25 protein-coding genes are annotated in these 26,342 nt (G+C 60.0%); 4 read left to right on the top strand and 21 right to left on the bottom strand.

Annotated elements, in window-relative coordinates; genetic code table 11:
• Positions 1-6: 6 nt before the first annotated feature.
• The 12 genes from murD to BDE40_RS02310 all read right to left on the bottom strand — a co-directional run bounded on the left by murD (position 7) and on the right by BDE40_RS02310 (position 12,361).
• The gene (murD, locus tag BDE40_RS02365; protein ID WP_134012487.1) at positions 7-1,410 is read right to left on the bottom strand and encodes a UDP-N-acetylmuramoyl-L-alanine--D-glutamate ligase; all 1,404 of its coding nucleotides are present in this window, start codon (positions 1,408-1,410) and stop codon (positions 7-9) included.
• Positions 1,407-1,742 (bottom strand): hypothetical protein, encoded by a 336-nt coding sequence (locus tag BDE40_RS02360; RefSeq protein ID WP_134012486.1) that lies wholly within the window; start codon positions 1,740-1,742, stop codon positions 1,407-1,409. Before BDE40_RS02360 ends, murD begins: the two co-directional genes overlap by 4 nt.
• A 4-nt stretch (positions 1,743-1,746) precedes the next feature.
• Positions 1,747-2,403: an SDR family NAD(P)-dependent oxidoreductase gene (locus BDE40_RS02355; RefSeq protein WP_134012484.1), complete on the bottom strand. Its 657-nt coding sequence runs from the start codon at positions 2,401-2,403 to the stop codon at positions 1,747-1,749.
• Positions 2,400-3,485, bottom strand: a complete 1,086-nt coding sequence (gene mraY, locus BDE40_RS02350) for a phospho-N-acetylmuramoyl-pentapeptide-transferase (RefSeq protein ID WP_134012482.1) — start codon at positions 3,483-3,485, stop codon at positions 2,400-2,402. The genes BDE40_RS02355 and mraY overlap by 4 nt, the downstream gene beginning before the upstream one ends.
• 15 nt (positions 3,486-3,500) lie before the next feature.
• On the bottom strand, positions 3,501-4,907 hold the full coding sequence (locus tag BDE40_RS02345; protein WP_134012480.1) for a UDP-N-acetylmuramoyl-tripeptide--D-alanyl-D-alanine ligase: 1,407 nt from the start codon (positions 4,905-4,907) through the stop codon (positions 3,501-3,503).
• Complete coding sequence (locus BDE40_RS02340; RefSeq protein ID WP_134012478.1) at positions 4,904-6,385, bottom strand: UDP-N-acetylmuramoyl-L-alanyl-D-glutamate--2,6-diaminopimelate ligase; 1,482 nt, start codon at positions 6,383-6,385, stop codon at positions 4,904-4,906. The genes BDE40_RS02345 and BDE40_RS02340 overlap by 4 nt, the downstream gene beginning before the upstream one ends.
• Positions 6,386-6,423: 38 nt before the next feature.
• Positions 6,424-8,208: a peptidoglycan D,D-transpeptidase FtsI family protein gene (locus tag BDE40_RS02335; RefSeq protein WP_134012476.1), complete on the bottom strand. Its 1,785-nt coding sequence runs from the start codon at positions 8,206-8,208 to the stop codon at positions 6,424-6,426.
• On the bottom strand, positions 8,205-8,579 hold the full coding sequence (gene ftsL / locus BDE40_RS02330) for a cell division protein FtsL (RefSeq protein ID WP_073146243.1): 375 nt from the start codon (positions 8,577-8,579) through the stop codon (positions 8,205-8,207). Before ftsL ends, BDE40_RS02335 begins: the two co-directional genes overlap by 4 nt.
• A complete protein-coding gene (gene rsmH, locus BDE40_RS02325) occupies positions 8,579-9,568 on the bottom strand; it encodes a 16S rRNA (cytosine(1402)-N(4))-methyltransferase RsmH (protein ID WP_134012474.1) in 990 nt (329 codons plus the stop codon). The genes ftsL and rsmH overlap by 1 nt, the downstream gene beginning before the upstream one ends.
• Before the next feature lie 4 nt (positions 9,569-9,572).
• Positions 9,573-10,085 carry a division/cell wall cluster transcriptional repressor MraZ gene (gene mraZ / locus BDE40_RS02320; protein WP_134012472.1) on the bottom strand — a complete coding sequence of 171 codons (513 nt, stop codon included), beginning with the start codon at positions 10,083-10,085 and terminating at the stop codon, positions 9,573-9,575.
• A gap of 598 nt (positions 10,086-10,683) precedes the next feature.
• A complete protein-coding gene (locus BDE40_RS02315; RefSeq protein ID WP_134012470.1) occupies positions 10,684-11,124 on the bottom strand; it encodes a glyoxalase superfamily protein in 441 nt (146 codons plus the stop codon).
• Positions 11,125-11,302: 178 nt separating this feature from the next.
• Entirely contained in the window at positions 11,303-12,361 is a 1,059-nt protein-coding gene (locus tag BDE40_RS02310) for an Mrp/NBP35 family ATP-binding protein (protein ID WP_134012468.1), read from the bottom strand.
• 338 nt (positions 12,362-12,699) lie between these two features.
• On the opposite strand from BDE40_RS02310, the gene BDE40_RS02305 reads away from it, so the two are divergent.
• Both BDE40_RS02305 and BDE40_RS02300 read left to right on the top strand, forming a co-directional pair.
• Positions 12,700-12,912: a DUF1127 domain-containing protein gene (locus BDE40_RS02305; protein WP_134012466.1), complete on the top strand. Its 213-nt coding sequence runs from the start codon at positions 12,700-12,702 to the stop codon at positions 12,910-12,912.
• Between the two features lie 342 nt (positions 12,913-13,254).
• Positions 13,255-13,857, top strand: a complete 603-nt coding sequence (locus BDE40_RS02300; protein ID WP_134012464.1) for a LysE family translocator — start codon at positions 13,255-13,257, stop codon at positions 13,855-13,857.
• On the opposite strand, the gene BDE40_RS02295 is transcribed toward BDE40_RS02300, so the two are convergent.
• The 3 genes from BDE40_RS02295 to BDE40_RS02285 form a co-directional block, all read right to left on the bottom strand.
• Positions 13,854-16,241: an ATP-dependent helicase gene (locus tag BDE40_RS02295; RefSeq protein WP_134012462.1), complete on the bottom strand. Its 2,388-nt coding sequence runs from the start codon at positions 16,239-16,241 to the stop codon at positions 13,854-13,856. The genes BDE40_RS02300 and BDE40_RS02295 overlap by 4 nt on opposite strands.
• Before the next feature lie 85 nt (positions 16,242-16,326).
• Positions 16,327-16,863, bottom strand: coding sequence for a peptide-methionine (R)-S-oxide reductase (locus BDE40_RS02290; RefSeq protein WP_162848012.1), 537 nt, complete (start codon positions 16,861-16,863; stop codon positions 16,327-16,329).
• 116 nt (positions 16,864-16,979) lie between these two features.
• The gene (locus BDE40_RS02285; RefSeq protein WP_134012458.1) at positions 16,980-17,297 is read right to left on the bottom strand and encodes a hypothetical protein; all 318 of its coding nucleotides are present in this window, start codon (positions 17,295-17,297) and stop codon (positions 16,980-16,982) included.
• 304 nt (positions 17,298-17,601) lie between these two features.
• Here BDE40_RS02285 and BDE40_RS02280 point away from each other — a divergent pair, with 304 nt between their 5' ends.
• Positions 17,602-18,480, top strand: a complete 879-nt coding sequence (locus BDE40_RS02280; protein ID WP_134012456.1) for a helix-turn-helix transcriptional regulator — start codon at positions 17,602-17,604, stop codon at positions 18,478-18,480.
• On the opposite strand, the gene betA is transcribed toward BDE40_RS02280, so the two are convergent.
• The 6 genes from betA to BDE40_RS02250 all read right to left on the bottom strand — a co-directional run bounded on the left by betA (position 18,481) and on the right by BDE40_RS02250 (position 25,311).
• On the bottom strand, positions 18,481-20,139 hold the full coding sequence (betA, locus tag BDE40_RS02275) for a choline dehydrogenase (protein WP_134012454.1): 1,659 nt from the start codon (positions 20,137-20,139) through the stop codon (positions 18,481-18,483).
• Positions 20,139-21,593: a betaine-aldehyde dehydrogenase gene (gene betB, locus BDE40_RS02270; RefSeq protein WP_134012452.1), complete on the bottom strand. Its 1,455-nt coding sequence runs from the start codon at positions 21,591-21,593 to the stop codon at positions 20,139-20,141. The genes betA and betB overlap by 1 nt, the downstream gene beginning before the upstream one ends.
• Positions 21,594-21,631: 38 nt before the next feature.
• Entirely contained in the window at positions 21,632-23,140 is a 1,509-nt protein-coding gene (betC, locus tag BDE40_RS02265; protein WP_134012449.1) for a choline-sulfatase, read from the bottom strand.
• The gene (gene betI / locus BDE40_RS02260; RefSeq protein WP_134012447.1) at positions 23,137-23,709 is read right to left on the bottom strand and encodes a choline-binding transcriptional repressor BetI; all 573 of its coding nucleotides are present in this window, start codon (positions 23,707-23,709) and stop codon (positions 23,137-23,139) included. Before betI ends, betC begins: the two co-directional genes overlap by 4 nt.
• A gap of 61 nt (positions 23,710-23,770) precedes the next feature.
• A complete protein-coding gene (locus tag BDE40_RS02255) occupies positions 23,771-24,670 on the bottom strand; it encodes a DMT family transporter (RefSeq protein ID WP_134012444.1) in 900 nt (299 codons plus the stop codon).
• Positions 24,671-24,708: 38 nt separating this feature from the next.
• A complete protein-coding gene (locus tag BDE40_RS02250; RefSeq protein ID WP_134012442.1) occupies positions 24,709-25,311 on the bottom strand; it encodes a LysE/ArgO family amino acid transporter in 603 nt (200 codons plus the stop codon).
• A gap of 93 nt (positions 25,312-25,404) precedes the next feature.
• Between BDE40_RS02250 and BDE40_RS02245 the strand changes: the two genes are divergently transcribed.
• Entirely contained in the window at positions 25,405-26,280 is an 876-nt protein-coding gene (locus tag BDE40_RS02245) for a LysR family transcriptional regulator ArgP (RefSeq protein WP_134012440.1), read from the top strand.
• The last annotated feature ends 62 nt before the right edge of the window (positions 26,281-26,342 follow it).

The following is a 26,342-nucleotide window of genomic DNA, read 5'->3' as shown; positions in this document are numbered from 1 at the left end:
TTGACCTCAGGTTGTTAACTCGACCTCTACCTGCGCGATGAAGTCCTCGCCGCGGCGCTCGAAGCTGTCGTATTGGTCGAAGCTGGCAGCGGCGGGTGCCAGCAGGACTGTGTCACCCTTGACTGCATCCGCGGCGGCGCGGGCGACGGCGGTGGCCATGTCGGTGCAGACCTCGTGGGGCAGATCGCCCAGTTGCATGGCGAAACTCGCGGCCTCGCGACCGATCACATAGGCCTTGGTGACGCCGCCCAAGTGGGGCAACAGACCTCCCAAGCCGCCCTCTTTCTCCAACCCGCCGCAGATCCAGCGGATGTTGGTGAAGGCCTGCAACGCCTTGGCGGCGCTGTCGACATTGGTGGCTTTGCTGTCGTTGACGAATTTCACACCGTCCCTCTCGCCCACCAGTTGCGAGCGGTGCGGCAGGCCTGCAAAGCTGTGGAACGCGGCCTCGATCACGCGGGGGGCGAGGCCCACGGTGCGGCAGGCGGCGTAGGCGGCGCAGGCGTTTTGGTGGTTGTGGGCGCCGGGCAATCCAGGCACCGCGCGTAGGTCGATGGAGGCCATTTGCTTGCCCTTGCGCCATTCGGCGAGGAAGCCCTTTTTGGCGAAGACGTTCCAGCCGTCACCGGTCAGCTTGCGCCCGCTGGAGACGCGGATCACGCGGTCGTCGGTAACGCCTCCGGCCATCTGGTTGGCGAGATATTGCCCCTCGTCCTCGTCCACGCCGATGATGCAACGGTCGGGGCCACCTTCGGAGAACAGGCGGCGTTTGGCGGCGAAGTAGCCACCCATGCCGTGGTGGCGGTCCAGATGGTCGGGGGAGAGGTTGGTGAAGACCGCGACGTCCGGCGTCAGGGATCGGGCGAGGTCGGTTTGGTAGCTGGAAAGCTCCAGCACCACGACTTCGCCGTCTATGGCGGGGTCCATGTCCAGCACCCCGCGCCCGATATTGCCCGCAAGCTGGGTGGGGCGTTGGGCGTGTTCAAGGATGTGGTGGATCAACGCGGAGGTGGTGGATTTCCCGTTGGAGCCGGTGACGGCGATGATTTTGGGGATACGCTCGAAATTGTCCCACTCGGAGGTGGCGAAGGAGCGGAAGAACAGCGAGATGTCGTTGTCGACGGGGACGCCCGCGTCCCACGCGGCGCGCACGACCTTGTTGGGTTCGGGATAAAGATGCGGGATGCCGGGGGAGACGATGAGTGTGGCGACGCCTTCAAACGCGCCTTGTTTGGAGAGGTCGCGGATGGTGAAGCCTTCCGCCTGCGCTGCGTCGCGGGCCTTCTCATTGTCGTCCCATGCGGCCACCTCTGCACCGCCTGCGCGCAGGGCGCGTGCGGCGGACAGGCCGGAGCGGCCAATTCCCAGAACGGCGACAGTTGCGCCGGAATATCCTTGAACGGGGATCATGTGGCAGCCCCTTGCAGGTTGTCAGTGTGATAATAGGGGCCGTTGAAGGCCAATTCGAGCGAGAAGGCGCAAGGCTGGTCAACAATGGCTTTCAGCCCTGACGACAAATCCCCCAGCAATGCGGTCATGAAATCCGGGTCGCGATGCGCCTTGGGCAGCATCGTGATGTTGATGATCACATGGGTGTGGAGGAAGTCGCTGATTTGGAAGGCGCGGGATTTGACCGCCCCTGCCCCGCTGTCATGGTTGGCAATCGTGGCCTCGATCAACGCCATCATGGCTTGCGTGTCGAGCGTCATGTCGGCGGAATATTTGATCTCGGCATGGGGCATGGGGCTACCAGTCTATCTGTTTGCGGTCGCGGAAGAAGCCGCCTGTGGGGCCGGTGTCCGGCAAGGTGGCGAGCCAGATTGCGGTCTCTGCCCCCTCCTCCGGCGAACGGGTCGCGCTGGCACCACCCATGCGGGTTTTCACCCAACCGGGACACATGGCGTTGATTTTGACGGTCGCGGGCAGGTCTTGTGCCGCGCGCATCGTCAGGGCGTTGAGGCCTGCCTTGGCGACCGCGTAAGCCCCGCCACCGCCGAGCCCTTCGGCAAAACTGCCCCAGCCTGAAGACACGTTAACGATGCGCCCGTAGCTGCGGAGCTTCATGCCGGGAAGCGCTGTGCGGATCAGCTCGTAGGGGGCTTGCAGCATGGTTTGCATGCTCCGCTCGAAATTGGTGCCATCGTCGAAGAGCGGCACATCTTCGAGGATACCCGCATTGTTCACCAGCACGTCGACATGGCTGACCCAAGGACGCGCCTCGTTAATGGATGTCGGATCAGCCAAGTCCAGACGCTTGAACTCAACGCCAAGCTCCGCCGCAGCGGCTTGCCCCTGATCCGGATCGCGAGCGCCAATAATGACGCGCAGCCCCGCATCGCGCAGGCCCGCGGCAATCGCCTTGCCGATACCGCGGTTCCCGCCGGTGACGAGCGCGCGCTTCACCGGACTTTCAAGGTCGCGAGGCCGATCATCGCGAGGATCAGCGAGATGATCCAGAAGCGGATGACGATCTGCGGCTCGGCCCAGCCCTTCTTTTCGAAGTGGTGGTGGATCGGGGCCATCAGGAAGACCCGCTTGCCGGTTTTCTTGAAGTAGAGAACCTGAATGATAACCGAGAGGGTTTCGACCACGAAGAGGCCGCCGACGATGCCCATGACCAGCTCGTGCTTGGTCAGAACGGCGATGGTGCCAAGCGCGCCGCCCAAGGCGAGGCTGCCAGTGTCGCCCATGAAGACCGCCGCCGGAGGGGCGTTATACCACAGGAAACCGAGACCGCCGCCGATGAGGCCCGCCATGAAGATCAGCAACTCGCCGGTGCCAGGGACGTAGTGCAGACCCAGATATTCGGTGAAGTCGACGCGGCCAACAGCATAGGCGATAACGCCCAAAGTGGCAGCCGCGATCATCACCGGCATGATGGCGAGGCCGTCGAGGCCGTCGGTCAGGTTGACGGAATTGGCCGCCCCCACGATCACGAACATCGCGAAGGGGATGAACATGAAGCCTAAATTGACCAGAGTGTCCTTGAAGACAGGCAGCGCCAGTTGGTTGACCAGTGCGTCAGGGTGCATGATCGTCGCGAAATAGCCCGCGATGCCCGCAATGATGAAACCGATTAACAGGCGAATGCGCGCGGACAGCCCTGCATGGGAATTGGAGGTAACCTTGGCGTAGTCATCGACAAAACCGATTGCGCCGAAGCCGACGGTCACCGCAAGCACGATCCACACGAAGCCGTTGTCGAGCCGCGCCCAGAGCAGCGTCGAGAAGATCAACGCACCGAGGATCAGCACCCCGCCCATGGTGGGGGTGCCTTGCTTGGTCAGAATGTGGCTTTCGGGGCCATCATCGCGGATTGGCTGGCCGTTGCGCTGCTTGCGCTTGAGCAGATTGATCAGGGGACGGCCAAACAGGAAGCCGAATATCAGCGCTGTGAAGAACGCCCCACCCGCACGAAAAGTGATGTAGCGAAATAGGTTAAAGAAATCGCCGCCATCTGAAAATGCGGTGAGCCAATACAACATGTAGCGGTGTCCCTCTTAGTTATCTGCTACGGATTGGCCCAAATTTGTGATGGCGTCAACGATCAGTGCCATTTTCATCGACAAAGATCCCTTTGCCATGACTACATCACCTGCTTTCACCAAGGCCAGCGGGCTGTCGGCCAGCTCGGCGCTGGTGGCGGCCCACAGACCTTGCTTTGAGGTCGGCAGCGCCTCGTAGAGATGCTTCATCAGCGGTCCGATGCAATGAACCTGCTGTATTTCCTCCATCGCGGGGTGGGAGGCGAAGCCCGCGTGAAGCGCGTTTTCGGTCGGGCCAAGCTCTTTCATGTCGCCCAGAATGGCAACGCGGCGACCAGCTGGCGCGGGCGGCATCGCGACGGCCAGCACGTCGAGCGCAGCCCCCACGGACGCAGGATTGGCGTTGTAGGCGTCATCGAACAGGTCAATCCCCTGCTCGGGCATTTGCGCATCCAGATGGATGAAGCGGCGCTGACCGCGACCGGAGGGCGGGGCCCAGTCCCCAAGTGCCACCGCCGCGCGCCCCAAATCGGCCCCCGCCGCCGAGGTTGCTGCGAGACAGGCCAGTCCGTTCATCGCAAAATGCCGACCGGGGGCGCCCAGCTTGAACACCAACGCATCACCGTTATTGCTGGCGCGGCACACGGTGGAGGCATCGCCGGAGGTCGCCTCGAGAAGGTGCCAATCCGCGCCGTTGCTTTCGCCGAAGGTTTGGCAGTTGGAAGGCGCAAGCGAGAGGAGCAGGTCAGTCGTGGGCAGGTCCGCGTTGATGATGGCGGTGCCGCCGTCTTCCAAGCCTTCGAAGATCGCGGCCTTCTCGCGGGCGATGTCTTCGACGGAGGCGAAGGCCTCAAGATGCGCGGGGGCGACGATGGTGATCACTGCCACATGCGGGCGGGCCATCTTGGTCAGCGGTGCGATTTCGCCTGCGTGGTTCATACCGATTTCGATCACAGCGAAGTCGGTATCTTTCGGCATCCGCGCCAAGGTCAGCGGCACACCCCAGTGGTTGTTGTAGCTTTTCTCGGCGGCATGCACGTGGCCTTGGCCGGTCAACGCGGTGCGCAGCATTTCCTTGGTGGAGGTCTTGCCGACAGAGCCGGTGACGCCGATGACGCGTGCGGAGGTGCGGGCGCGGGCGGCGCGGCCAAGGGCTTCGAGACCGGTTAAGACATCGTCAACGACGAGCAGGGGAGCGTCCGCAGGCAGGCCGTCGGGGATGCGGGAGACCAGCGCGCAGGCGGCCCCGTTCGCCAAGGCTTGCGCCACAAAGTCATGCCCGTCGCGCACATCCTTGAGGGCCACGAACATGTCACCGGCTTGCAGCGTGCGCGTGTCGATGGACACGCCTGTGGCTTTCCAAGGCGTCGCGGAGGTGCCGCCTGTTGCCGCGATGGCTTCGTCTGACGTCCAGAGCGTCATAGCTGCCCCTCCAACGCGGCGACGGCCACGCTTGCTTGTTCCACATCGTCAAAGGGCAGCACGTCGTCGCCCACCGTTTGGCCCGTCTCGTGGCCTTTGCCCGCGATGAGCAGCGTATCGCCCGGCCCGAGCGCGTCGACGCCGCGCAGGATCGCCTCGGCGCGGTCGCCCACTTCGGTGGCGCTTGGGACGGCGTCCATGATGGCCGCACGGATCGAGGCCGGATCTTCGGTGCGCGGGTTATCGTCGGTGACGAACACCACGTCGGCATTGTCGCGCGCGGCGGCGCCCATCAGCGGGCGCTTGCTTTTGTCGCGGTCGCCGCCTGCGCCGAAGACCACCACCAAACGGCCCATGACATGCGGGCGCATCGCCTTGAGCGCGGTCGCAAGCGCGTCGGGTGTGTGGGCGTAGTCGACGAAAACCGCAGCCCCGTTGGCGCGGGTCGCGGCTTTTTGCATGCGGCCCCTGACCGTGGTGAGCATCGGCAGGGTTTGGAACACATCGGCAGGTTTCGCCCCTGCCCCGATCGCCAAACCAGCGGCAACCATGACGTTGGAGGCTTGGAAGCCACCGATCAGATCGAGGCGGGCCTGATGGACCTCGCCGCCGAAAGAAAAGCGCAGGTCCTGACCTGTTGCATCGAAGCGTTGACCAAGGAGTTGCAGATCGCAATTGTCAGACGCACCGACCCGCAGCAGACGGTGGCCGCGTTCGTTTGCGATGGCGGCCATTTCCGCACCTTTGGGATCGTCCATATTGATCACCGCCACGCCATCCTGCGCCAGAACGCGGCGGAACAGGCCCGCTTTGGCGTTGAAATAGTCTTGGAAGGTGGCGTGGTAGTCGAGGTGATCTTGGGTGAAGTTCGTAAATGCGGCAGCCACCAGATGCACCCCGTCAAGGCGGCGCTGCTCCAACCCGTGGGACGATGCTTCCATCGCGGCGTGGGTGACGCCTTGACCTGCCATTTCCGACAGCAGTTTGTGCAGTGTAATCGGCTCCGGCGTGGTGTGGGTCATGGGTGCTGTGAACACGCCTTCTACGCCAGCGGTGCCGAAGTTCACGGCCTCCAGCCCCAGTTCCAGCCAGATTTGGCGGGTGAAGCTGGCGACGGAGGTTTTTCCATTGGTGCCTGTCACGGCGACCATGGTGCCGGGTTGCGCGCCGAACCAAAGCGCTGCGGCATAGGCGAGCGCTTGGCGGGGGTCTTCGGTGACGATGAGGGCGGCGTTCGAGGCACCGACCTCGTCCTCGGCGATTGAAGCGCCTTCGGGATCGGTCAGGATCGCGGCGGCGTCCATGCGCAAGGCGTATTGGATGAACTCTGCGCCGTGCATGTTGGAGCCGGGCAAGGCCGCGAACAAATGACCCGGCTTGACCAGACGACTGTCCACCGACAGGCCTGTCACTTCGGCCTCGGCCCCACCTTGGGCTGTGAGCCCCAATTCATTCAGGCTTGCGCGTGTGCGTGCCATACTGCCCCCCGGGTTGTCGTCCCAGTACGGCCTTCGGGCTACTCGGACGCCGTGTTTACGACTTTGCTCAATTCACCGCGATCAAGCTCTGGCCGCAAGCCCAAAAGGGGTGCAGTACGCCGGATCATTTCAGCGGCGACTGGAACAGCGGTCCAACCCGCCGTGCGGCGCGGCTTTTTGCCGGAGTTTTCAGAGGGCTCATCAAGGGTGACGATCAGCACATATTTCGGGTCGCTCATCGGGAAAGCGGAGGCGAATGTCGCGATGACCTTGTCTTTGTAATAGCCGCCTTTTGGCTTGGGCTTGTCCGCAGTGCCGGTTTTGCCGCCAACCTCATAACCCGGAACGCGCGCAAACGAGGCCGTGCCGCGCTTCACGACTTCACGCAGCATGGTGCGGGCTTGGGCCGAAGTGCGTTCGGAGATCACGCGCGGGCCTTTTTCGACGGTCTGCTGCTTGAGGAGCGTTGGCTTCACCAAGGTGCCACCGTTGACCATGGTCGAATATGCAGCGGCCAGATGCAGTGGGCTCGCAGCCATGCCGTGCCCGTAAGACACTGTCATCGTGTGAATATCTGCCCATTTCTTGGGCAAGAGCGGCTTTGCACCATTTGCCTCGACCAGCTCCACAGGAGTGGAATCAAAGAAGCCCAGTGACTTTAGGAACTCTTTCTGACGCTTCGCGCCAATGTCGAGGGCCATGCGTGCGGTGCCGATATTCGAAGACTTCACGATGATGTCGGTCACACTGAGTTGCGGGCCATAATTGTGGAAGTCGCGGATGCGGAAGCGGCCCTTTTGCATCGGACCTTTGGTATTGATCATGGTGTTCGGGTTCACCAAGCCAATATCCAGCGCCTGCGCTGCGGCGAAGATTTTAAAGGTGGAGCCAAGTTCATACACACCTTGCACCGCGCGGTTGAACAGCGGGCTGTCGGACGGATCGCCCTTGATCAGGCCATTGGGGCGGGTGTTGGGGTCGAAGTCCGGCAGGGAAATCATCGAAATGACCTCGCCAGTGTGGACGTCCATCAGGATGCTTGTGGCGCCTTTGGCGTTCATCAGCTTCATGCCGCCTTCCAGCACCTGACGTGACGCGGCCTGAATGGTCATATCGAGCGACAAACGCAGGGGCGCGCCATCCATGGCGGGGTCGCGCAGATAATTGTCGAACGCCTTTTCTACGCCAGCGGTGCCGATAACTTCGGCGGAATGAACACCCTCGCGCCCGAAACTTGCACCACCCAGCACATGTGCTGCGAGTTTGCCGTTTGGATAGAGACGCATCTCGCGCGGGCCAAACAACAAGCCGGGGTCACCGATATCGTGCACGGCCTGCATTTGCTCGGGGCTGAGTTTCTTCTTGATCCACAGGAACTTGCGGCTGCCGCTGAAATCCTTGTTCAACCGCTCCAAGTTCAAATCGGGGAAAATCGCGACCAGCTCTTTGGCGGCGCGTTTCGGCTCGATCATCAGATGTGGTTGGGCGTAGAGCGAATTGGTGATCAGGTTGGTCGCCAGTACGCGGCCATTTCTATCTACAATATCAGAGCGTTGCGCGACGATGTTCGCGCCAGACGTGGAGGCGCGGGGTTCAACCGCCTCCGACGACGCCAGCACGGTCATCCGTGCCCCGACCATTGTGAAGGCGAGAACGAAGAACACGCCCACGAACAGCAGACGGCTTTCGGCGCGTTGGCGCATCTTGTCGCGCATTTCCTCGTGGCGCAGGCGGATATTCTCGCGCTCGATGCGGTCGGGGTTTTCGCCCTTCTGTCTTGCTTGCAGAATTCGCGCCAAAGGGCGCAGCGGGGTGCGGATCATGGGTACTGCTCTCCGTCCTCGGCCAAATAGTTGCCGCGCACATCGACAGCGCCGTTGATCTCGTTGATGTCCAACTCGACTTCAGGGGCCGGGAAGGTGACCTGCGCCACATCGCCGAACTGATCTGGGGTGATGGGCAGCAATTCGAGATCGGGGAAGTTCAGGTCTGCCAAATCGCGCAGGCGTTCGGGGCGGTTCAGATAGGCCCATTCGGCGGCCAGCACCGAAAGCGTTTCACGAGACGAGCCGATTTCGCGTTGCAGGCCGGATGCCGTGCGCAGCGCATCCTGCGTTTCGTAGTTTTCGTAGTAAGCCCAATATCCAAGGCCCATGACCGCGAGGGCCGATACGGTGTAAAATAGTCCACGCATTACAATAGCTCCTGTCCTGTCAGTTTGGGCAGGCCCAAGCCCGCCCTCCCCTTATCTGCTGCGGGGGCGTCTGTGCGCCGCCCTACTCTTAGCTTGGCCGAGCGCGAGCGCGGGTTGCGCGCCAGCTCGTCCTTGTCAGCCGTCACCGCTTTGCGGGTGATCAGCTCGAATGTCGGGGCGTCGGCCAGCTGCTCGGGGGCATGGCGTGACCCGCCGCCCGTGCGACCTGCGCGGGCTTGGAGGTATTTTTTAACGATGCGGTCTTCGAGCGAGTGGAAGGTCACGACGGCTAGTTCTCCACCGGGCTTAAGCGCACGCTCTGCGGCCTCCAAGCCGCTGATAAGTTGACCAAATTCATCGTTCACCGCGATGCGGATAGCTTGGAAGCTACGGGTCGCGGGATGACTTTTACTAGGGTTGCCTTTGGGCAAAACGCTTTCGATGACCTCGACCAGTTTGGCGGTTGTGGTAATGGGCCGTGCCGCGATAATCGCCTTGGCGATACGACGCGAGGCGCGTTCTTCGCCGTATTGGAACAGGATGTCCGCCAGCAGGGCTTCGGAGCCTTCGTTGACCAGATCAGCGGCGCTGAGGCCGTCTTGGCCCATGCGCATATCCAGCGGCCCGTCGCGCAAGAAAGAGAAGCCGCGCTCGGCTTGATCAAGCTGCATGGAGGAGACGCCGAGGTCCAGCACCACGCCATCGACAAGCTCGCCCGCAAGGGTGTCGAGTTCGGAGAATGTGCCGCGTTTGAGGATGAGGTCGGGGTAGCCGCCTGCCCATGTGGCGGCCATCTCGAAGACCAGCGGGTCGCGGTCGATTGCGATGACTTTGGCCCCCTTGTCGAGGAATGCTTTTGTATAGCCGCCCGCGCCGAAGGTGCCGTCGACCCAGACACCCTGTGGGGTCACATTATCAAGGATAGCATCAATGAGGACCGGCAGGTGCGGCGCATCAGGGTTGGTCTCACGCGGCACTTTAGCAGACATGGGCCTACTCCGCAGCGGATGGCTCTGGAGCCATCTCCAACAATTCTAGAGGATCAAAGTCGTCGCCCTGCTCGACGAGCCAGTCTTCGATGTCGGAGTTCCGCGCTTCAAACGCATCTGGTGCCCAGATCTGGAAGGTATCGCCCATCGCGACGAACTTCGCTTCGCCCTTGAGGCCGATTTTCTCACGCAGTTTCGCGGGCAGCACAAGGCGGCCTGTGTCGTCGGTTTGCGTGGGTAGGGATTGTGCGTTGAACAGATGCTCCAGCGCGCGACGGGGCTTGGAGCCACGTGGCAGGCGAGCGATCTTCTCGTCGACCTCTTTGATGGCCTCTTGCGTATAGGCCTCAAGATAATTTTGAGATTTGCCACCATAAACGATGACGACGTTGGGGCTTAAACCTTCGGTCCAGTCGGGGTCGGAGGCCTCCAGAACACGGCGAAACAGGGCCGGGATAGACACCCTGCCCTTGCTGTCCACCTTGTGGACGCCTTCACCTCTGAACCGTTGTGCCACTGTCCGCGCCACCCTTTTACAAACTCGGGCCCTTAAACGGAAAACGGCAAGTTGATCTGCTGCCACTGATCAACCTGCCGCCCTCGTTCCCGTCTAGGGAGATGTTTGACCCGCGCCACCTGGGGGGATGTCTGCTCGCGCAGGGCCAAACGTAGTTAGATAAAGTCGGTGCCTGTATGAAACCATTTGGTCGCCTTGGGGTTCTTAGTCGCCCCTTGTTTTTAGTTGCCGTCTTTATCGTAGAAACTTTGTGCCATGGGACCACATGGTAATCAATGGGTTTTTACGGGAACTGGTGGGAAAAGAGGTTGGCGCGATCCACACAAGCAGTAGATTTTCCACGAATTTTAGCTTCACTGGTGAGTGAGGCGATCGACACCACTAGATGTAGTGCCATATTTTTTTGAAACTTTTTCCCACAATTTCCCATGAATCCGTGATTTTTCGGCGAATTCCCATGCCGATCCCATGAAATCCCATCCGAATCACCGCCTTTTGAGCCGATTTTGATTCGCAAAGCAAGTTATCCACAGGCGATGCGCGAAAACCCGCGCGATATTGCCATCGCGCGGGTCTGTAGGGCCTCAAAGCGGGCTGTTTAGGGCTTTATCACCAGATGCGGCACACCATCGGACCGCTTGCCGGTGCTTATCCCGTGAGAGTCGACCGTCGCGTTTATCCGTTGGCGAAACGACGAGAAGCTGTCGAACGTGACAACATCCACCGCCTCGTCCAGATGCAGCGTTATCCGGTAGCGCCCGCCTGTCACGGCAGACAGCGACAGGATGCGCCCCGAGCAGGGTTGGTCCAAGTAACGCCCGCGCACGAAATCGCCCACAGCCCAAGGCGGGCGGTGGTTGGAGAGCGCCGAGGCGCGGGCTTGGAGGGTGTTCCAGTCGCGCAATCCCATTTGCTGAGCCAAAAGCTCCAGCGACTGGGAGTGAGAGACGGGAGTATTCAAAACGGCCATTTGCGTTCGTAAGCGCTTGGCTTGGGCCTTCAGGTCTTCGACCGAGGGCATTGGGTCAGGAGTGGTCATGAGATCACCTTATACAAGATGACGCGGTTTCGGCTTGATGGAGCCCGCATTGCCATCACCCTGCGCGTCAGTTGCAGATGTGATCTTGGTCGGTACAGGATTTCACCAAAGGCCAAGCCTTGCGGGCGGCGGGCATCCTGCTGCCCTGCCGCTTCCTACGCCGCCCTGCCCGCCTTGGTCAAGCCATGCCGCCTTTGACCAACCCCTCGGCCAATTTGGCGTAGGCTTGCGCCACGGGACCGTCACCTGCGGCAATTGGCGTGCCGCTGTCGCCGGACAGGCGCACGTCTATATCAAGGGGGATTTCACCAAGAAACGGCAGGCCCATCTTCTCGGCCTCGGCCCTCACGCCGCCATGGCCAAAGATATGCGCCTCTGTCCCGCAGGTGGGACATATATACATAGACATGTTTTCCACGAGCCCCAGCACCGGGGTTTTGAGCGTGTTAAACATATCAATGGCTTTCTTCGCATCCAGCAGCGCGACATCCTGCGGGGTGGAGACGACGATAGCGCCGGTCAGCTCCGACTTGGTGCAGAGCGTTAGCTGCACGTCGCCGGTGCCGGGGGGAAGGTCGACGATGAGCACGTCCAACTCGCCCCACTCCACCTGACCCAGCATCTGCTGCAACGCGCCCATCAACATGGGACCGCGCCAAACGATGGCTTTGTCAGGGTCCATCATCAGGCCAATGGACATCATGGTGACCCCGTGGGCTTTCAGGGGAATGATGGTTTTACCGTCGGGGGACGCGGGGCGTTTGCTGACGCCCATCATGCGCGGCTGGGAGGGGCCGTATATGTCGGCATCCAACAGGCCCACTTTGCGGCCTTGTTTGGCCAGTGCCACGGCGAGGTTCGAGGACAAGGTGGATTTGCCCACGCCGCCCTTACCGGAGGCGACCGCAAGAATGCGCGCCACACCTTTGGGCTTGGTCGGGCCGGCTTGTGGTTCGGGATGTTTGCCGACCTTCAACGACGGTGGTTTCTTGTCAGAGTGCGCGGTGAGCAGGACCGATGCGCCTTGGACACCGTCCATACGCTCCACGATCTGTTGGGCCGCGGCGCGCAAAGGCTCCAAGTGTTTGGCCACCTCAGGTGCGGCCTCGATCACGAAACGCACAGTGCCATTGTCGACCGCCAAAGCCCGGATCATATCTTTGGCGACGACGTCTTCGCCGTCCGGAAGCTTCAACACACGGAGGGCGTCAAGAATTGAGTCGCGGGTCACGGTCATGGAGGCTTCCTGTCTTCGATCAAATTTCGTCCCTGTCTAAGTGAGCGCACATGCCGCGAAGGGCAACCCCGCACGCCAATCCGTCGCAAATGTTTTCAGCCCGCCCATTTGTAGAGCATCCCGATGAAAGCGATGACAGCGGTAACAGGCTTCACAAAAACGTCATAATTTGACTGACGTAAGGTAACAAAAACAATGCGTTAAGCCATGCGTTCGCTGCATAGCGGCATTGTAAATCTATCTATTGTTGCAGCGCAGCAATTCACTAGATTGAGGTCAACAGAGACGAGGGCGTCAGATCGCTGACAGAGAAACCCTGGACTGAAAGGTAGATGAAAATGGCTTACACAACGAGCATCCGCACCGCGCCGACCCTGATTGAACGTCTGGTCGCATTCAAAAACGATTTGGCAGAACGCCACACGAAACACCGCCTGTACCGCCAAACTCTGGATGAGTTGCAAGCGCTGAGCAATCGCGAATTGGCTGATTTGGGCCTGTGCCGCGGTAACCTGAAAGCAATCGCACACGACGCGGCTTTCAAGAATTGAGTTTGCGTTCCCGGCTTTCCTCCTCCCTTAAGCCGGATTCGCTTTAGTGGCGGCACCTTCCTCCTCCCTTAGGTGCCGCTACTAACCAGATCGGAGCAACTTCACCTCCTCCCGAGGTTGCCCGAAATACGGCGATGATCTTCCTCCTCCCTGATCGGAGCCGCACATAAGAACGGTGATGCATCCTCCCTGCATCACCGTTTTTTTTGTGTCTGCGGTGGTGGTGTTTTGAGGGCAAGACCTTCTCGGCAACCTAAATTCGCTCGCCATTCTTGAAATCATGGCCCACAAAGCGTCTGAATTGACCTTACCGCTGGGCCGACTGCTCCAAGATTATCCGCCATGACTTATGAACTTCTCACCGCGCTGATCGTTTTCGCCTTCGTCTCCTCGGCCACACCGGGGCCGAACAACCTTATGCTGATGGCGTCAGGCGCAAATTTCGGCTTTCGCCGGAGTGTTCCCCACATGCTGGGGATCAGCGTTGGATTCATGCTTATGGTGTTTCTGGTCGGCATCGGGTTGGTGCAGGTGTTCGACCTTTATCCGCTCAGTCACACGATCCTGAAGGTCGCCTCGGTCGCCTATATGTCTTGGCTTGCGTGGAAAATCGCCAACGCCGCGCCGCCAAAACAGGGCGAGGCTGGAGGAACGCCGATGACATTTCTTCAGGCCGCTGCGTTCCAGTGGGTGAATCCAAAAGCATGGGCGATGGCGTTGACGGCTGTCACGGTCTACGCCCCTACGCAATCGGTGGCTGCGGTCGCCCTGGTTGCGGCAATCTTTGGCGCGGTCAACGCTCCGTCGGTGTCGGTATGGACAGTTATGGGGCAACAAATGCGCCGTATTTTGACAAACCCGATGCGATTACGCGTCTTCAACTGGGTGATGGCGGCCTTATTGATGGCGTCGCTCTATCCGCTGCTGAGCCAAACCGCCGTCTAGAACGGCACATCGCCCGCGCTGTCAGCGGAAACGAGGAACTTGCCGACCACTTTCTTGTCGCCAGCCTTGTCGAAGGAAACGTCCAGCTTGTCGCCTTCCACGGCCATGATCTCGCCATAGCCGAACTTCTGGTGGAACACCCGCTCGCCCACGATGAAGGACGACACGGCTTGCGCATCAATCACCATGTTCTTGCTTTCGCGCGGCTGCGACATGCCGCGACTAGATTGGCGTTCTTGCAACCGTCGCCAGCCGGGGGAGTTGTAGACATTGGCCTTCGCGGCCGCCTCGTGCAGGTCACTGCCACCCAGCGCATCCATCATATCGCCAACAGTGCTTGCCTGATGACCATAGAGACCGGGTGGCGTTAGGATTTCAACATGGCGTTCGGGCAGCTCGTCCACGAAGCGGGACGGCAAAGCACTTTGCCATTGGCCATAGACGCGGCGGTTGCCTGCGAAGGAAATTGTGCACAGCTCTTCTGCCCGCGTGATGCCGACATAGGCAAGGCGGCGCTCCTCCTCCAAGCCTTTGAGGCCGGATTCGTCCATGGAGCGTTGTGACGGGAACAGCCCGTCCTCCCAGCCCGGCAGAAACACGGCGGGGAATTCCAAGCCTTTGGCGGCGTGCAAGGTCATGATCGAGACCTTCTCGGTCGCGTCTTCGCTGTCATTGTCCATGACCAGCGCGATGTGTTCCAAGAAGCCTTGAAGGTTCTCGAACTGCTCCAATGCCTTGACCAGTTCCTTAAGGTTGTCGAGGCGACCGGGGGCTTCGGGGGTTTTGTCGTTTTGCCACATCTCGGTGTAGCCGGATTCCTCAAGCGCCATTTCGGCGATCTCGATATGGGACATGTCCCCGATCCGCGCCGCTGCGCCCCAGCGGTCCAGCCCGTCGACCAGCTTGGCCAGCTCAACCGCGCCTTTGCCGCCGAGGCCCTTGGCTTCAAGCAGCAGACGTGCGCCGTCGAGCAAGGACACGCCGTTGCTGCGCGCCATCACTTGGATTTTCTGCACGGCTTTGTCGCCAAGACCGCGTTTGGGCGTGTTCACGATCCGCTCGAACGCGAGGTCGTCTGCAGGGCTGGTGATCAGCCGGAAATAAGCCATGGCATCGCGGACTTCCAAACGCTCGTAAAAGCGTGGTCCGCCGATGACGCGGTACGGCAGACCGATCGTCAGGAACCGGTCCTCAAAGCTGCGCATCTGGTGCGAAGCGCGCACGAGGATCGCCATTTGGTTGAGGCCGATGGGCTTCATTCCACGGGTGCCGCTTTGCATGGCCTCAATCTCGTCACCGATCCAGCGGGCCTCTTCCTCGCCGTCCCAATGGCCGATCAGGCGGACCTTTTCGCCGCCCTTGGCCTCGGTAAACAGGGTCTTGCCCAGCCGCCCCTTGTTGCCAGCGATGATACCGGAAGCGGCACCAAGGATATGCTCGGTCGAGCGATAGTTTTGTTCGAGTTTGACAATTTTTGCGCCCTCGAAGTCCTTTTCGAAGCGCAAAATGTTGCCCACCTCGGCCCCGCGCCAGCCGTAGATTGACTGGTCGTCGTCGCCCACACAGCAGATATTCTTGTGCGATGCGGCCAGCAAACGCAGCCACATGTATTGGGCGACGTTAGTATCCTGATATTCGTCCACCAGTATATAGCGGAACCAGCGTTGGTATTGATCAAGCACATCAGGGTGCTTTTGAAAGATCGTCACCATGTGAAGCAGCAGGTCGCCGAAATCGCAGGCGTTCAGCGTGCGCAGGCGCTCCTGATACTGGGCGTAGATCTTGCCGCCCAGATTGTTGTAGGCCCCTGCCTCCGATGCGGGCAATGCATCCGGTGTCCACGCACGGTTTTTCCAGCTGTCGATCAGCCCTGCCAGCATCCGTGCGGGCCAGCGTTTGTCATCGACGCCTTCGGCAACAATCAACTGCTTGAGCAATCTGATTTGGTCATCGGTATCGAGGATGGTGAAGTTTGATTTCAGTCCGACCAGTTCGGCATGGCGGCGCAGTTGCTTCACGCAGATCGAGTGGAAGGTGCCAAGCCATGGCACACCTTCTACCGCTTCGCCCAGCAACGCACCAACGCGGATCTTCATCTCCCGCGCGGCTTTGTTAGTGAAGGTCACCGCCAGCACTTCGTTGGGCCGCGCAGAGCCTGTCGTTAACAGATGCGCGATGCGCGCGGTCAGGGCCTTGGTTTTGCCCGTGCCAGCGCCTGCAAGCATCAGGACGGGGCCGTCCAGCGTCTCGACCGCTTCGCGTTGCGCGGGGTTCAACCCATCCAGATATGGAGCCGCACGTGCACCCATCGCAGCCCCCATCGCGCGTTGGGACAGGGGCAAGCTGGCGGCCTCGAAGGCATCTTCGTCGTTAAAACTGCTCATGGCGCGCAAGATAGCGCGAACCCAACTATAGGGAAAGAGGTGTTCTTATTTCGTTCTGCGTTTTGTTGAAAGCACCTGTGACGGCTCAAGCTGCTTCGGGCTTAAAGTCCAAAGACGCGCCATTGATACAATGCAGCATTGCGCCCTCAATGATGAGCAAGTGCCCCAGATGGCTGCCACAACGGCGGCAATGTACCTCAGTAAATGCGGCGTCTTCGGCCATGGCGCCATATTCCGGCACTGGTCCATCGATCGCGGTGAGAACTGAATCCGACTGCGAGTGTTCAAAGAAGACCCAGCCTTTGTCCAGGATCACCTTGAAGCTAGCGTCATAGTTGTGCAGATCGCAGCCTTTGCAGTGATATGTGCCTGCGCGTGTTTCCTCCCATAACGGGCTGGATTTTCGGGCCTCGGTGAAGCCTTCGCGCATCACGGCGTAGCTCTGCTCCCCCAGTCGGGTATACCATTCGTCGATGGTCCGCACGACCTCGTACTTGAAGTCCGACGCACTTCCTGCTGCGACGCTGGCCGATGCGGGTGAGTTTGCTACAGTGAATGCCGCGGCACCGGTGCTGGCGAAAAAACCGCGGCGGGTAAGGTTATGAGCTGCGTGTTGTGTCATGGGGAAGCCTTTCGGGGTTGTCTGCGGTACATGCGCGTTTTGGCGTTGCCTCAGAATGATTTCGGGCGGGTGACGTCTCCGAAGCCCGCCCGAAATGGTCATCGCGTTATGCGGAGTTAGTTTCCCGCGGACGCTTCAATTTCGGCGGACATTTCTGCCGCGCTGTTGCTATCGCCGAACAGCTGGATGTTCTTCAGAATGCGTTGGCGAGTAACCGTGTCGGAATCAAAGAACGTCTGGCGTTCTGCAGCGCTCATATTCCCCAGCGCTAGACGCACACGGGCGGCTGTCGTGTCACCCATGGAGGTTTCGCGGACGATTGTTTCGGCAGCGGAGGCGTTGCTCATTGCGAACAATTCAGCGGCCGAGGTATCGGCAAGGGATGGGGCTGCCATGGCCAATGTCGCGGCGGCGGCTGTGAGAAAGAGTTTCATGATCGTTATCTCCGAATTATGCAGGGTTTGGCCCAGACCCGGTCTGGACATCCGCGGAGGCTCAGGTGTTCATCGTTTCTGTGTCCTAGAGTTCCACCCTTTAAATCCTAGGCACACCCGGCTTGCGCGATAGGGCCGCCCGTCCTGATTTACTTGCAGATCGTCCAAAGCGACGCGCATCGTCGCGCAAACGTGTAGGGTTTGACGCCAACGTGTTTGAGGGGCTTTTTTCCGTCGCGCCAACGTGTTGCAGGTCGCACCGACGTGTATAGCGCGTGATCAACTTCTTCGAGATCAAGGGAGTATGAGCCAAGAATCCCCAGAACTCCTTGATCTGATGCGTGTTCGGAGCACCGCCTGTGTTGGTGAGCATCTGACTTTTCCTTGGAGCGTCCGCATGGACCAAGGCGCCGACACGGCGCGTTTTTTGCTGGTTTTAGAAGGGCGCAGCAGGCTCAACGTTGAAGGTGTGAAGAAGGACATTCAGCTCTTTGCGGGGGACATTGCGATACTCCCGCGCGGGGACGCCCATATCTATTCCGACATGCCGGAACACGATTTCAATGGCGGAGACGTGCCGCATAGGGATGCGCATATATTCAGCGGTCATTTCCAGTTTTCCGACATAACGCCCCCTGCGATCATTTCGCGCCTTCCAAACATTCTGGTCGAACGCAGCAGCGACGGGCACCGTGCGCAAAAGCTCGACCTGTTGGTGCAACTCATCAACGTGGAACTCGGCAGGCCTTCAGACCCGCTGCCAGGCACGTTGAGCCGTCTAACGGAGGTTTTGTGTCTTCAAGCGATGCATAAATGGATGCAGCAGACCATCACCCATGACGAGGCTTTGCAGGCTTTGGCCAACCCACGCATCAAAAAGGTCATCGATTGCATCCATTCCGAACCGGCGGCGGCTTGGTCGGTAGAGAGCCTTGCGAAAGTTTACGGGCAGTCACGCACCGCCTTCGCAGCGCATTTCAAGTTCGCAACGGGGCATTCGCCGATCAACTACGTAAGACAATGTCGCATCAGGCAAGCGTGCAAGATGCTGCAAGATACGTTCTTGTCGGTGGGCGAGGTCGCGTATAATTCCGGCTATGCCGACACCAACGCATTTAACCGCGCGTTTCGGCGCGAGGTTGGCGCCTCGCCCGGAGCCTATCGTCGGATGCCACGTGCGTAGCTAACGTTGCTCCGTGCGCCAGTTCGGGTGAATCCACGGCTCGGAATTGTCTGCTGGAAGTGGGTCACGACCAAGGATGTGATCGGCGGCCTTTTCCCCCACCATGATCGACGGCGCGTTCAGATTGCCATTGGTGATCCGCGGGAAGATTGAGCTGTCTGCGAGGCGCAAACCGTCGACACCAATTACCCGACAGTCCGGATCGACCACCGCCATCGCGTCATTGCTGCGGCCCATGCGGGCGGTGCCACAAGGGTGATACGCGCTTTCGGCATGCTCCGCGATGAAGGCGTCGATTTGCGCGTCTGTCCGGACACCCTCACCGGGCTGGATTTCATGACGGGTGAACTCGGCGAATGCGTCTTGCCCGAAAATCTCACGCGTCAGACGTATGCAGGTGCGGAAGTCCTCCCAGTCATCGGGATGGGACATGTAGTTGAATTCGATTTTCGGCGCTTCCGCCGGATCGGCAGAGCGCAGCGTCACTTGCCCGCGCGACTTGGACCTCATGGGGCCGACATGGGCCTGATAGCCATGCCCTTCTGCCGCCGCCTGCCCGTCATAGCGCACGGCGATGGGCAGGAAGTGGAACTGGATGTCAGGATAACGCACGCCCGCCTTGGAGCGAATAAAGCCGCCAGATTCGAACTGGTTGGAGGCCCCGAGGCCCAGCTTTGCCAACAGCCATTGTGTACCGACCCAGCCTTTGCCGGGAATGTTCCAATAGCGATACAAGCTAACCGGCTTGGAGGCCGCCATTTGCAGGTAGATTTCCAGATGGTCTTGCAGGTTTTGGCCAACGCCCGGACGATCCGCGACGACCTCGATCCCGTGGTCACGCAAGTGTTGCGCGGGGCCGATACCGGACAACATGAGCAGTTTCGGGCTGTTGATGGATGACGCGGCAAGGATGACCTCTTTGCCTGCGGATATGATTTCCGCTTTGCCACCACGAAGGACCTCGACGCCCGTCGCGCGGCCACCCTCGATGATCACTTTTTGGGCCAAGGCCTGAACAAGTGTGCAATTTTCACGCTTCAGAGCGGGTCGCAAATAAGCGTTCGCCGCCGACCAACGCCGCCCGTTCTTGATTGTGGCATCAAACGGCCCGACGCCCTCTTGCTGCTTGCCGTTGTAATCAGGCGTGACTTGGTATCCGGCCTGCTTGCCTGCTTTAATAAATGCTTTCGTTAGCGGGTTCTTGCCCGGCCCGCGTGTCACATTCAACGGGCCGGTCTTGCCGCGCCAGTCGTGGTCACCGCCGCGTCCACCATCCGACCAGTTTTCCATACGTTTGTAGTAGGGCAGCACATGGGCATAGGACCAACCGTCCGCCCCCTGCTCTGCCCAGTGGTCGAAATCGCCCGCGTGGCCGCGCACGTAAACCATACCGTTGATTGAAGACGACCCGCCAACGACCTTGCCGCGTGGTGTTACCAACTCGCGGTTGTTGAGATGCGGTTCGGGTTCGGAATGGTAGCCCCAATCATAGCGCGACATGTTCATCGGGTAGCTGAGCGCGCCGGGCATCTGGATGAACGGCCCCCAGTCGGTGCCGCCATGCTCGATCACCAGCACAGACTTCCCTGCTTCCGCCAAACGGTAAGCCATGGCACATCCCGCAGAGCCGGCGCCGACGATGACGTAATCCGCTTGCATTAGAACTGCGCCTCGACCGGAGTCATGGCGACATAGACGGTTTTGACTTCCGTATAGTGATTGATTGCCTCTTTGGAGTTTTCCCGTCCAACGCCCGATGCCTTGGAGCCCCCGAACGGGGCCTCCACGGGTGCAAGGTTGTAGGTGTTGATGTAGCAGGTGCCCGCCTCGAAGCCAGCAACCACGCGGTGCGCGCGGGTCAAATCGTTGGTGAAAACGCCCGCTGCGAGACCGAACTCGGTGTCATTGGCGCGCGCCATGACCTCCTCCTCGGTATCAAAATCGAACACTGCCATGACCGGACCGAAGATTTCTTCGCGCGCGATGGTCATATCGTCGGTGACATCTGCAAAGACGGTTGGTTCGATGAAGAAGCCGTCACGTTCAGCCATCTTGCCGCCCGCCACCAGGGTTGCGCCTTCATCTGTGCCCTTGTTGATGTAACCCAACACAATATTCATCTGGTCGGCGGATACCATCGGGCCGAAATTCGTGGCCTCGTCCAGCGGGTCGCCCATCACCGCCCCTTGCAGCCGTTCTTTGAGACGTTTCAGAAAAGCCGCCTTGATATCCTTTTGAACGAACACGCGAGTGCCGTTGGAGCAGACCTGCCCTGACGAATAGAAGTTGCCGAGGATCGCGCCGGACACCGCGTTGTCGATGTCAGCATCCTCGAACACGATCAGGGGAGACTTGCCGCCTAATTCCATCGTGACATGCTTCATCCGTTCTGCGGCTGCGGCATAGACTTTGCGGCCTGTCGGGACGGAGCCCGTCAGCGACACCTTGGCGACCCGCGGGTCGGTGACCAGCGACGCCCCGACGGCTCCACGACCTTGAACGACGTTGTAGACGCCTGCGGGCAAGCCCGCTTCGTGCAGGATTTCAGCGACTTTCAAAGCACATAACGGGGTCGTCTCGGACGGTTTAAACACCATGGAGTTGCCGCAGGCCAATGCAGGCGCACCCTTCCAGCAGGCGATTTGCGTGGGGTAATTCCATGCCCCGATGCCCACACATACGCCCAAAGGCTCGCGGATGGTGTAAACCCAATCTTGACCCAGTTGGATATGCTCCCCGGTCAAGGTTGCGGCCAAACCGCCGAAATATTCCAGCGCATCCGCACCGGAAGTTGCATCAGCGACCAGCGTTTCTTGCAGGGGTTTGCCCGTATCGAGGGTTTCCAGAATGGACAGTTCGCGGTTGCGGTCGCGGATGATGTCGGCGGCACGGCGCAGGATGCGGCCCCGTTCGGTTCCGGTCATTGCCGCCCAGATTTTCTGGCCTGCATGCGCAGCACTCAGCGCTTGATCGATGATCGCGGGCGTCGCCTCGTGCAGGGTTGCGATTACCTTCCCCGTTGCGGGATAGATGCATTCGATTGCCGCACCTTCGGTGTCTTCGACATAAGCGCCGTTGATGAAGTGGCTGGCAGTGGGTTGTGCGTTTTGCATGGGGTCAGGGCTCCTGCAGAGTGATCTTTGAAATGGGTTTATTCGCCCCGGGGAAAGCGCTGGCTTTCCTCGAGAATGTTGAGGTCCATGTGGTTGCGCATATAGCGCTCGGACGCTTTTTGCAGGGGTTGGTAATCCCATGGGTAGTAGCCGCCTTTGCGCAGCGCCTCGTAAACCACCCAGCGGCCCGCTTGGCTGTGGCGCACGGCGGCGTCATAGGCATCCAGATCCCAGCGGGCCTCGGCCTTGGCTTGCAGGGACGCGAGCGTGCCAGCATGTGCCGGATCAGCGGCAAGGTCGGTTAACTCTTGCGGGTCCGCCTCAAGGTCGAACAACTGGTCGGGGTCCAAAGCGCAGCGATTGTATTTCCATTTGCCGTATCTCAACGACACCAGCGGCGCGTAGCTGGCCTCGGCGGCATATTCCATGGCGACGGGGGCGTCGCGCCCCTCACCCTTGCCCAAGGGAGCTATGGACTGGCCGTCGGTCCACGGCATGACCTCGGACATATCGACCCCCGCGAGGTCGCATAGCGTCGGGCAAAAATCGATATTGGAGACAGGGTCGGTCACCAGGCCCGCCTTCATTTCCGGCGATGACACCATGAACGGCACGCGCGACGAGCCTTCATAGAAGCTCATCTTGAACCACAACCCACGCTCTCCCAGCATATCGCCATGGTCCGAGACGAAGAGGATCGTTGCCTCCTGATGTGTGGCTTCCAGCGCCTCCATCACCTCGCCGATTTTGTCGTCGAGATAGGAGATGTTGGCAAAATACGCACGGCGGGCGCGACGAATGTGGTCTTCTGTGATGTTGAAGTTATCGCGATCATTGGCGTCGAGGATGCGCTTGGAATGGGCGTCCTGCTCCTCGTAGGGGATCGGGCCGACGTCGGGCATCAAATGCTCGCAATCCTCGTAGAGGTCCCAGTATTTCTTGCGGGCCACGTAAGGGTCATGCGGGTGGGTGAAGCTGGCCATCAGGCACCAAGGACGTGCGTCCTTACCGCGCGCCAGATCGTAAATTTTGCGGGTCGCGTGGTAGGCAACCTCGTCATCGTATTCCATCTGGTTGGAAATTTCCGCAACGCCAGCCCCCGTGACAGAGCCCATGTTGTGATACCACCACTCTATCCGCTCACCGGGTTTGCGGTAGTCCGGCGTCCAGCCAAAATCGGCGGGGTAGATATCGGTGGTCAGGCGTTCCTCGAACCCGTGCAACTGGTCAGGGCCGACGAAGTGCATCTTGCCCGACAGGCATGTCTGATAGCCCGCGCGACGCAGGTGGTGCGCGAAGGTCGGAATGGCTGAGGAGAACTCCGCCGCGTTGTCATAGACCCCCGTGCGAGACGGCAACTGGCCGGACATAAAGCTTGCCCGCCCCGGCGCGCACAATGGCGATGCTGTATAGGCGCTTTTGAAACGGGTGGATTTGGCAGCCAACTTCTTGAGGTTCGGCGCGTGCAGCCAATCGGCAGGGCCGTCGGGAAAGAAAGTACCGTTAAGTTGATCAACCATGAAGATCAGGAAATTGGGCTGGGTCATTGCTCGTCCTCAAGATGGGGGGCGGTGAACGCAAGGATCGTGGCGGCGGGGTCGCGAGAGATGGGCGCGCCAAGGGCCGCGCGAATATAGAGCCCGTCGATCAGGGCCGCGATAGCGTCGGCAAGTTCTTCCGGTTGGCGGGCAATCGGGCGCAAAGCATGGATCAGGTTGGAGCGCAGACGGCGCTGGTACACCCGCAAGAGACGCATCGCATCAGGACTGCTATGGGCTTTGACGTAGAAGTTGAGCCAAGCACTGATGACTTCGGGATCAAAACAGGACCGCGCGAAACTCGCTTCGACCAGCGCCTTGAGACGGTCGCGCGGCGTGTTGGCCAAACTCAGACGGCTGTGCACTTCAACAGCAAAGCCCGCAAGGATATGGCGCATGGCGGCAAGAAATATCTGGTCCTTGTTGCCGAAGTAATGATGCGCCAAAGCCGACGACATTCCCGCCCGCTTCGAGATTGCACTGACAGTTACGTCAAGCGATCCTGCCGCCCCGATTTCGGCAATCGCGGCGGTAACAAGAGCCTCGCGGCGTATAGGTTCCATTCCAAGCTTGGGCATACATCCACGCTTGCTGGTTTTTAATTGACTCGTCAATCAATAAAAATTTCGCATATCAGGACTAGACCTTCGTCGCCGGAACAGGCGGCGTGGTTGCGCGTTTCAGCATGGCCTCTCGCCAAGTTATGAAACTGACCGCGGCAAGGATGATAAGCCCGCCGAAAATGACCCAGCCGTCAATTGCCTCATCGAACACAAGCGCTCCAAGCAAGACCGCCCAAAACAGCTGTAGGAATGTCACCGGTTGCGTCACCGTTACCGGAGCGGCCTGAAACGCCAATGTCATCGTGTAATGTCCGGCTGTGGCAAAGCAGGCCAGCAAGAACATCCAGCCCAGTTGCTCCAATGTCGGGGTCACCCAGACCATTGCGGCCAACGGGGCCAAGCCGATGGTTACGGTGATTGAAAGCATACCGACGACGACTGCAGGGCTGACCTCATCGGCCATAACCTTGGCCGATAGGTAGGAGCCCGCAAACATCACCGCGGTTATGAGCATTGCGAAGTGGCCGGGAGACAACTCCCGAAAACCCGGACGCAGGATGACCATGGCACCAACAAGCGCCGCGACGACCGCCAGTATCCGGCGCAAGGCCAGCTTTTCACCCAAGAAAAATGCTGCACCGATGGTGACATAAACAGGTGCCAAGTAGTTCATCGCGGTCACTTCGGCGATAGAGATTTGGGTCATCGCGTAGAACCACAAAGTTACGCCAAGCGTGTGCACCACCCCGCGAAAGCCGAACAGTTTTAACGCACGCGGGGTCAGTTTCGCCCTGCGGATCGGGCCAATCATCGGGATCAGGAAGACCAGCCCTAGAAGATACCGAAGGAACGCCGCCTCAGCCGCAGGAAGATCGGAGCCCACGAATTTCACGATCGCCGTCACCGCCACGAACATCACGCCCGTGACCAGCATCCAGATAACGCCCGCAACGGGCCTGTTTTGAGTTTGTGCCATTGCGCCACCTGAAACCTGTGCGCAGGCGAGTGCAAGCCCTATCCGTTGAAGATCAGGCTGATCGCAATCGTCCACATGGTAGCCCCGACCAGCCCGTCGAGTACCCGCCACGCCTTGGGACGGGCGAAGAGCGGCGCAAGCAGGCGTGCCCCGAAGCCCAGCAAAATAAAGAACACGAAGGACCCGGCTATTGCCCCTGCCCCGAACACCGTGCGCTGCTCGCCGTATTGCGCAGCAATGGAGCCGAGCAGGATCACCGTATCAAGATAGACATGCGGGTTGAGCCATGTCAGCGCCAACAAGGTTGCGGCCACCTTGCGCCAGTCGCTGCGGGCGCGGCCCTCTACGTTGAGAGCCTCTGTGCTGGTGAGAGCGGACCGGAACGCCATCGCGCCGTAGGCCAGCAAAAACAAGGCCCCGCCATATCGCATGATCGGGCCAAGCCACGGCATTTGCGCATTCAGGACGCCGAAGCTGGTCACCCCGATGGCAATGAGCAGCGCGTCCGACGTTGCACAAATGAAGACACACAGGGCGACATGCTCGCGTCGCAAGCCTTGGCGCAGAACAAACGCGTTTTGTGCACCGATTGCCATAATCAGCGAAAAGCTAAGGAGGAGACCGGATAAAAAGATGCTCATATTCAAGACCTTGCGAATTGACTGCGCGCTCTGCTTAACGACAACTCCAAAAAGAAACTAGCTAATCTTCCTAAAGACTGATTAGAATTTCTAATGCACGACTATAATCAACTTGAAGCCTTATGTGCCGTCATCAGAACCGGCAGCTTTGACGCCGCCGCTGCGCAGCTTGGCGTGACGCAATCTGCGGTTTCGCAACGCATCAAACAGCTGGAGGAACGGGTCGGAACCGTTCTGGTGAAGCGCGGACAGCCGTGCACAGGGACGAATGCGGGCAGGCAGCTGGCGACCCACACCGATCAGGTGCGGCTTATGGAAAAAGCGCTGGAGTTCGGATTGCCGTCGTCCGAGACGCGGACCCCGCTGCGCATCGCGGTAAACGCCGACAGCCTTGCAACATGGTTGCTGCCGGCCTTGGCGGAGCATGACGACTACCTTTTCGACTTGATCGTCGATGACCAAGATCACAGCGCGGACTGGTTGCGCGCGGGCGAGGTCGCAGCAGCAGTCACCGGCCATCCTGGCCCCGTGCAAGGGTGCGACAGCCATGCCCTTGGTGCGATGCGCTATTTTGCGACGGCCTCGCCGGATTATATGGCCCGCCACATGCCCGATGGACCAACCGCTGAGGCCTTGGAGCGCGCACCGGCGATGACCTTCAATGACAAGGACCGACTCCAATCAGATTGGGCGAACATCATCGCCGGACGCACAGTAATCTTGCCAAAACACCGTCTTGCCTCGTCGCACGGGTTTGTCGTCGCCGCCTGTCTGGGCTTGGGCTGGGGGATGAACCCCGATAGTCTGAGCCGCTCTCAACTGGACGCTGGAACGCTTGTGGAGGTGGCACCAAACGCACCTATGGACGTCCCGCTCTTCTGGCAGGTATCCCGATTGACGGCGGAACCATTGCGCCTGCTCAGCCGCTCCGTGATGCGGCACGCACGGCAAGCGCTGATCCAAACCTGACCCACGAAAAAGGGCGCAGCCATTGGCCACGCCCCAGTCAGTAACCGTGCCGCGCCGCAGGC

This window comes from Litoreibacter halocynthiae, from assembly GCF_004365635.1.
GTDB classification, from domain to species: Bacteria; Pseudomonadota; Alphaproteobacteria; order Rhodobacterales; family Rhodobacteraceae; genus Litoreibacter; species Litoreibacter halocynthiae.
This window is presented reverse-complemented; position numbering and strand designations above follow the sequence as displayed.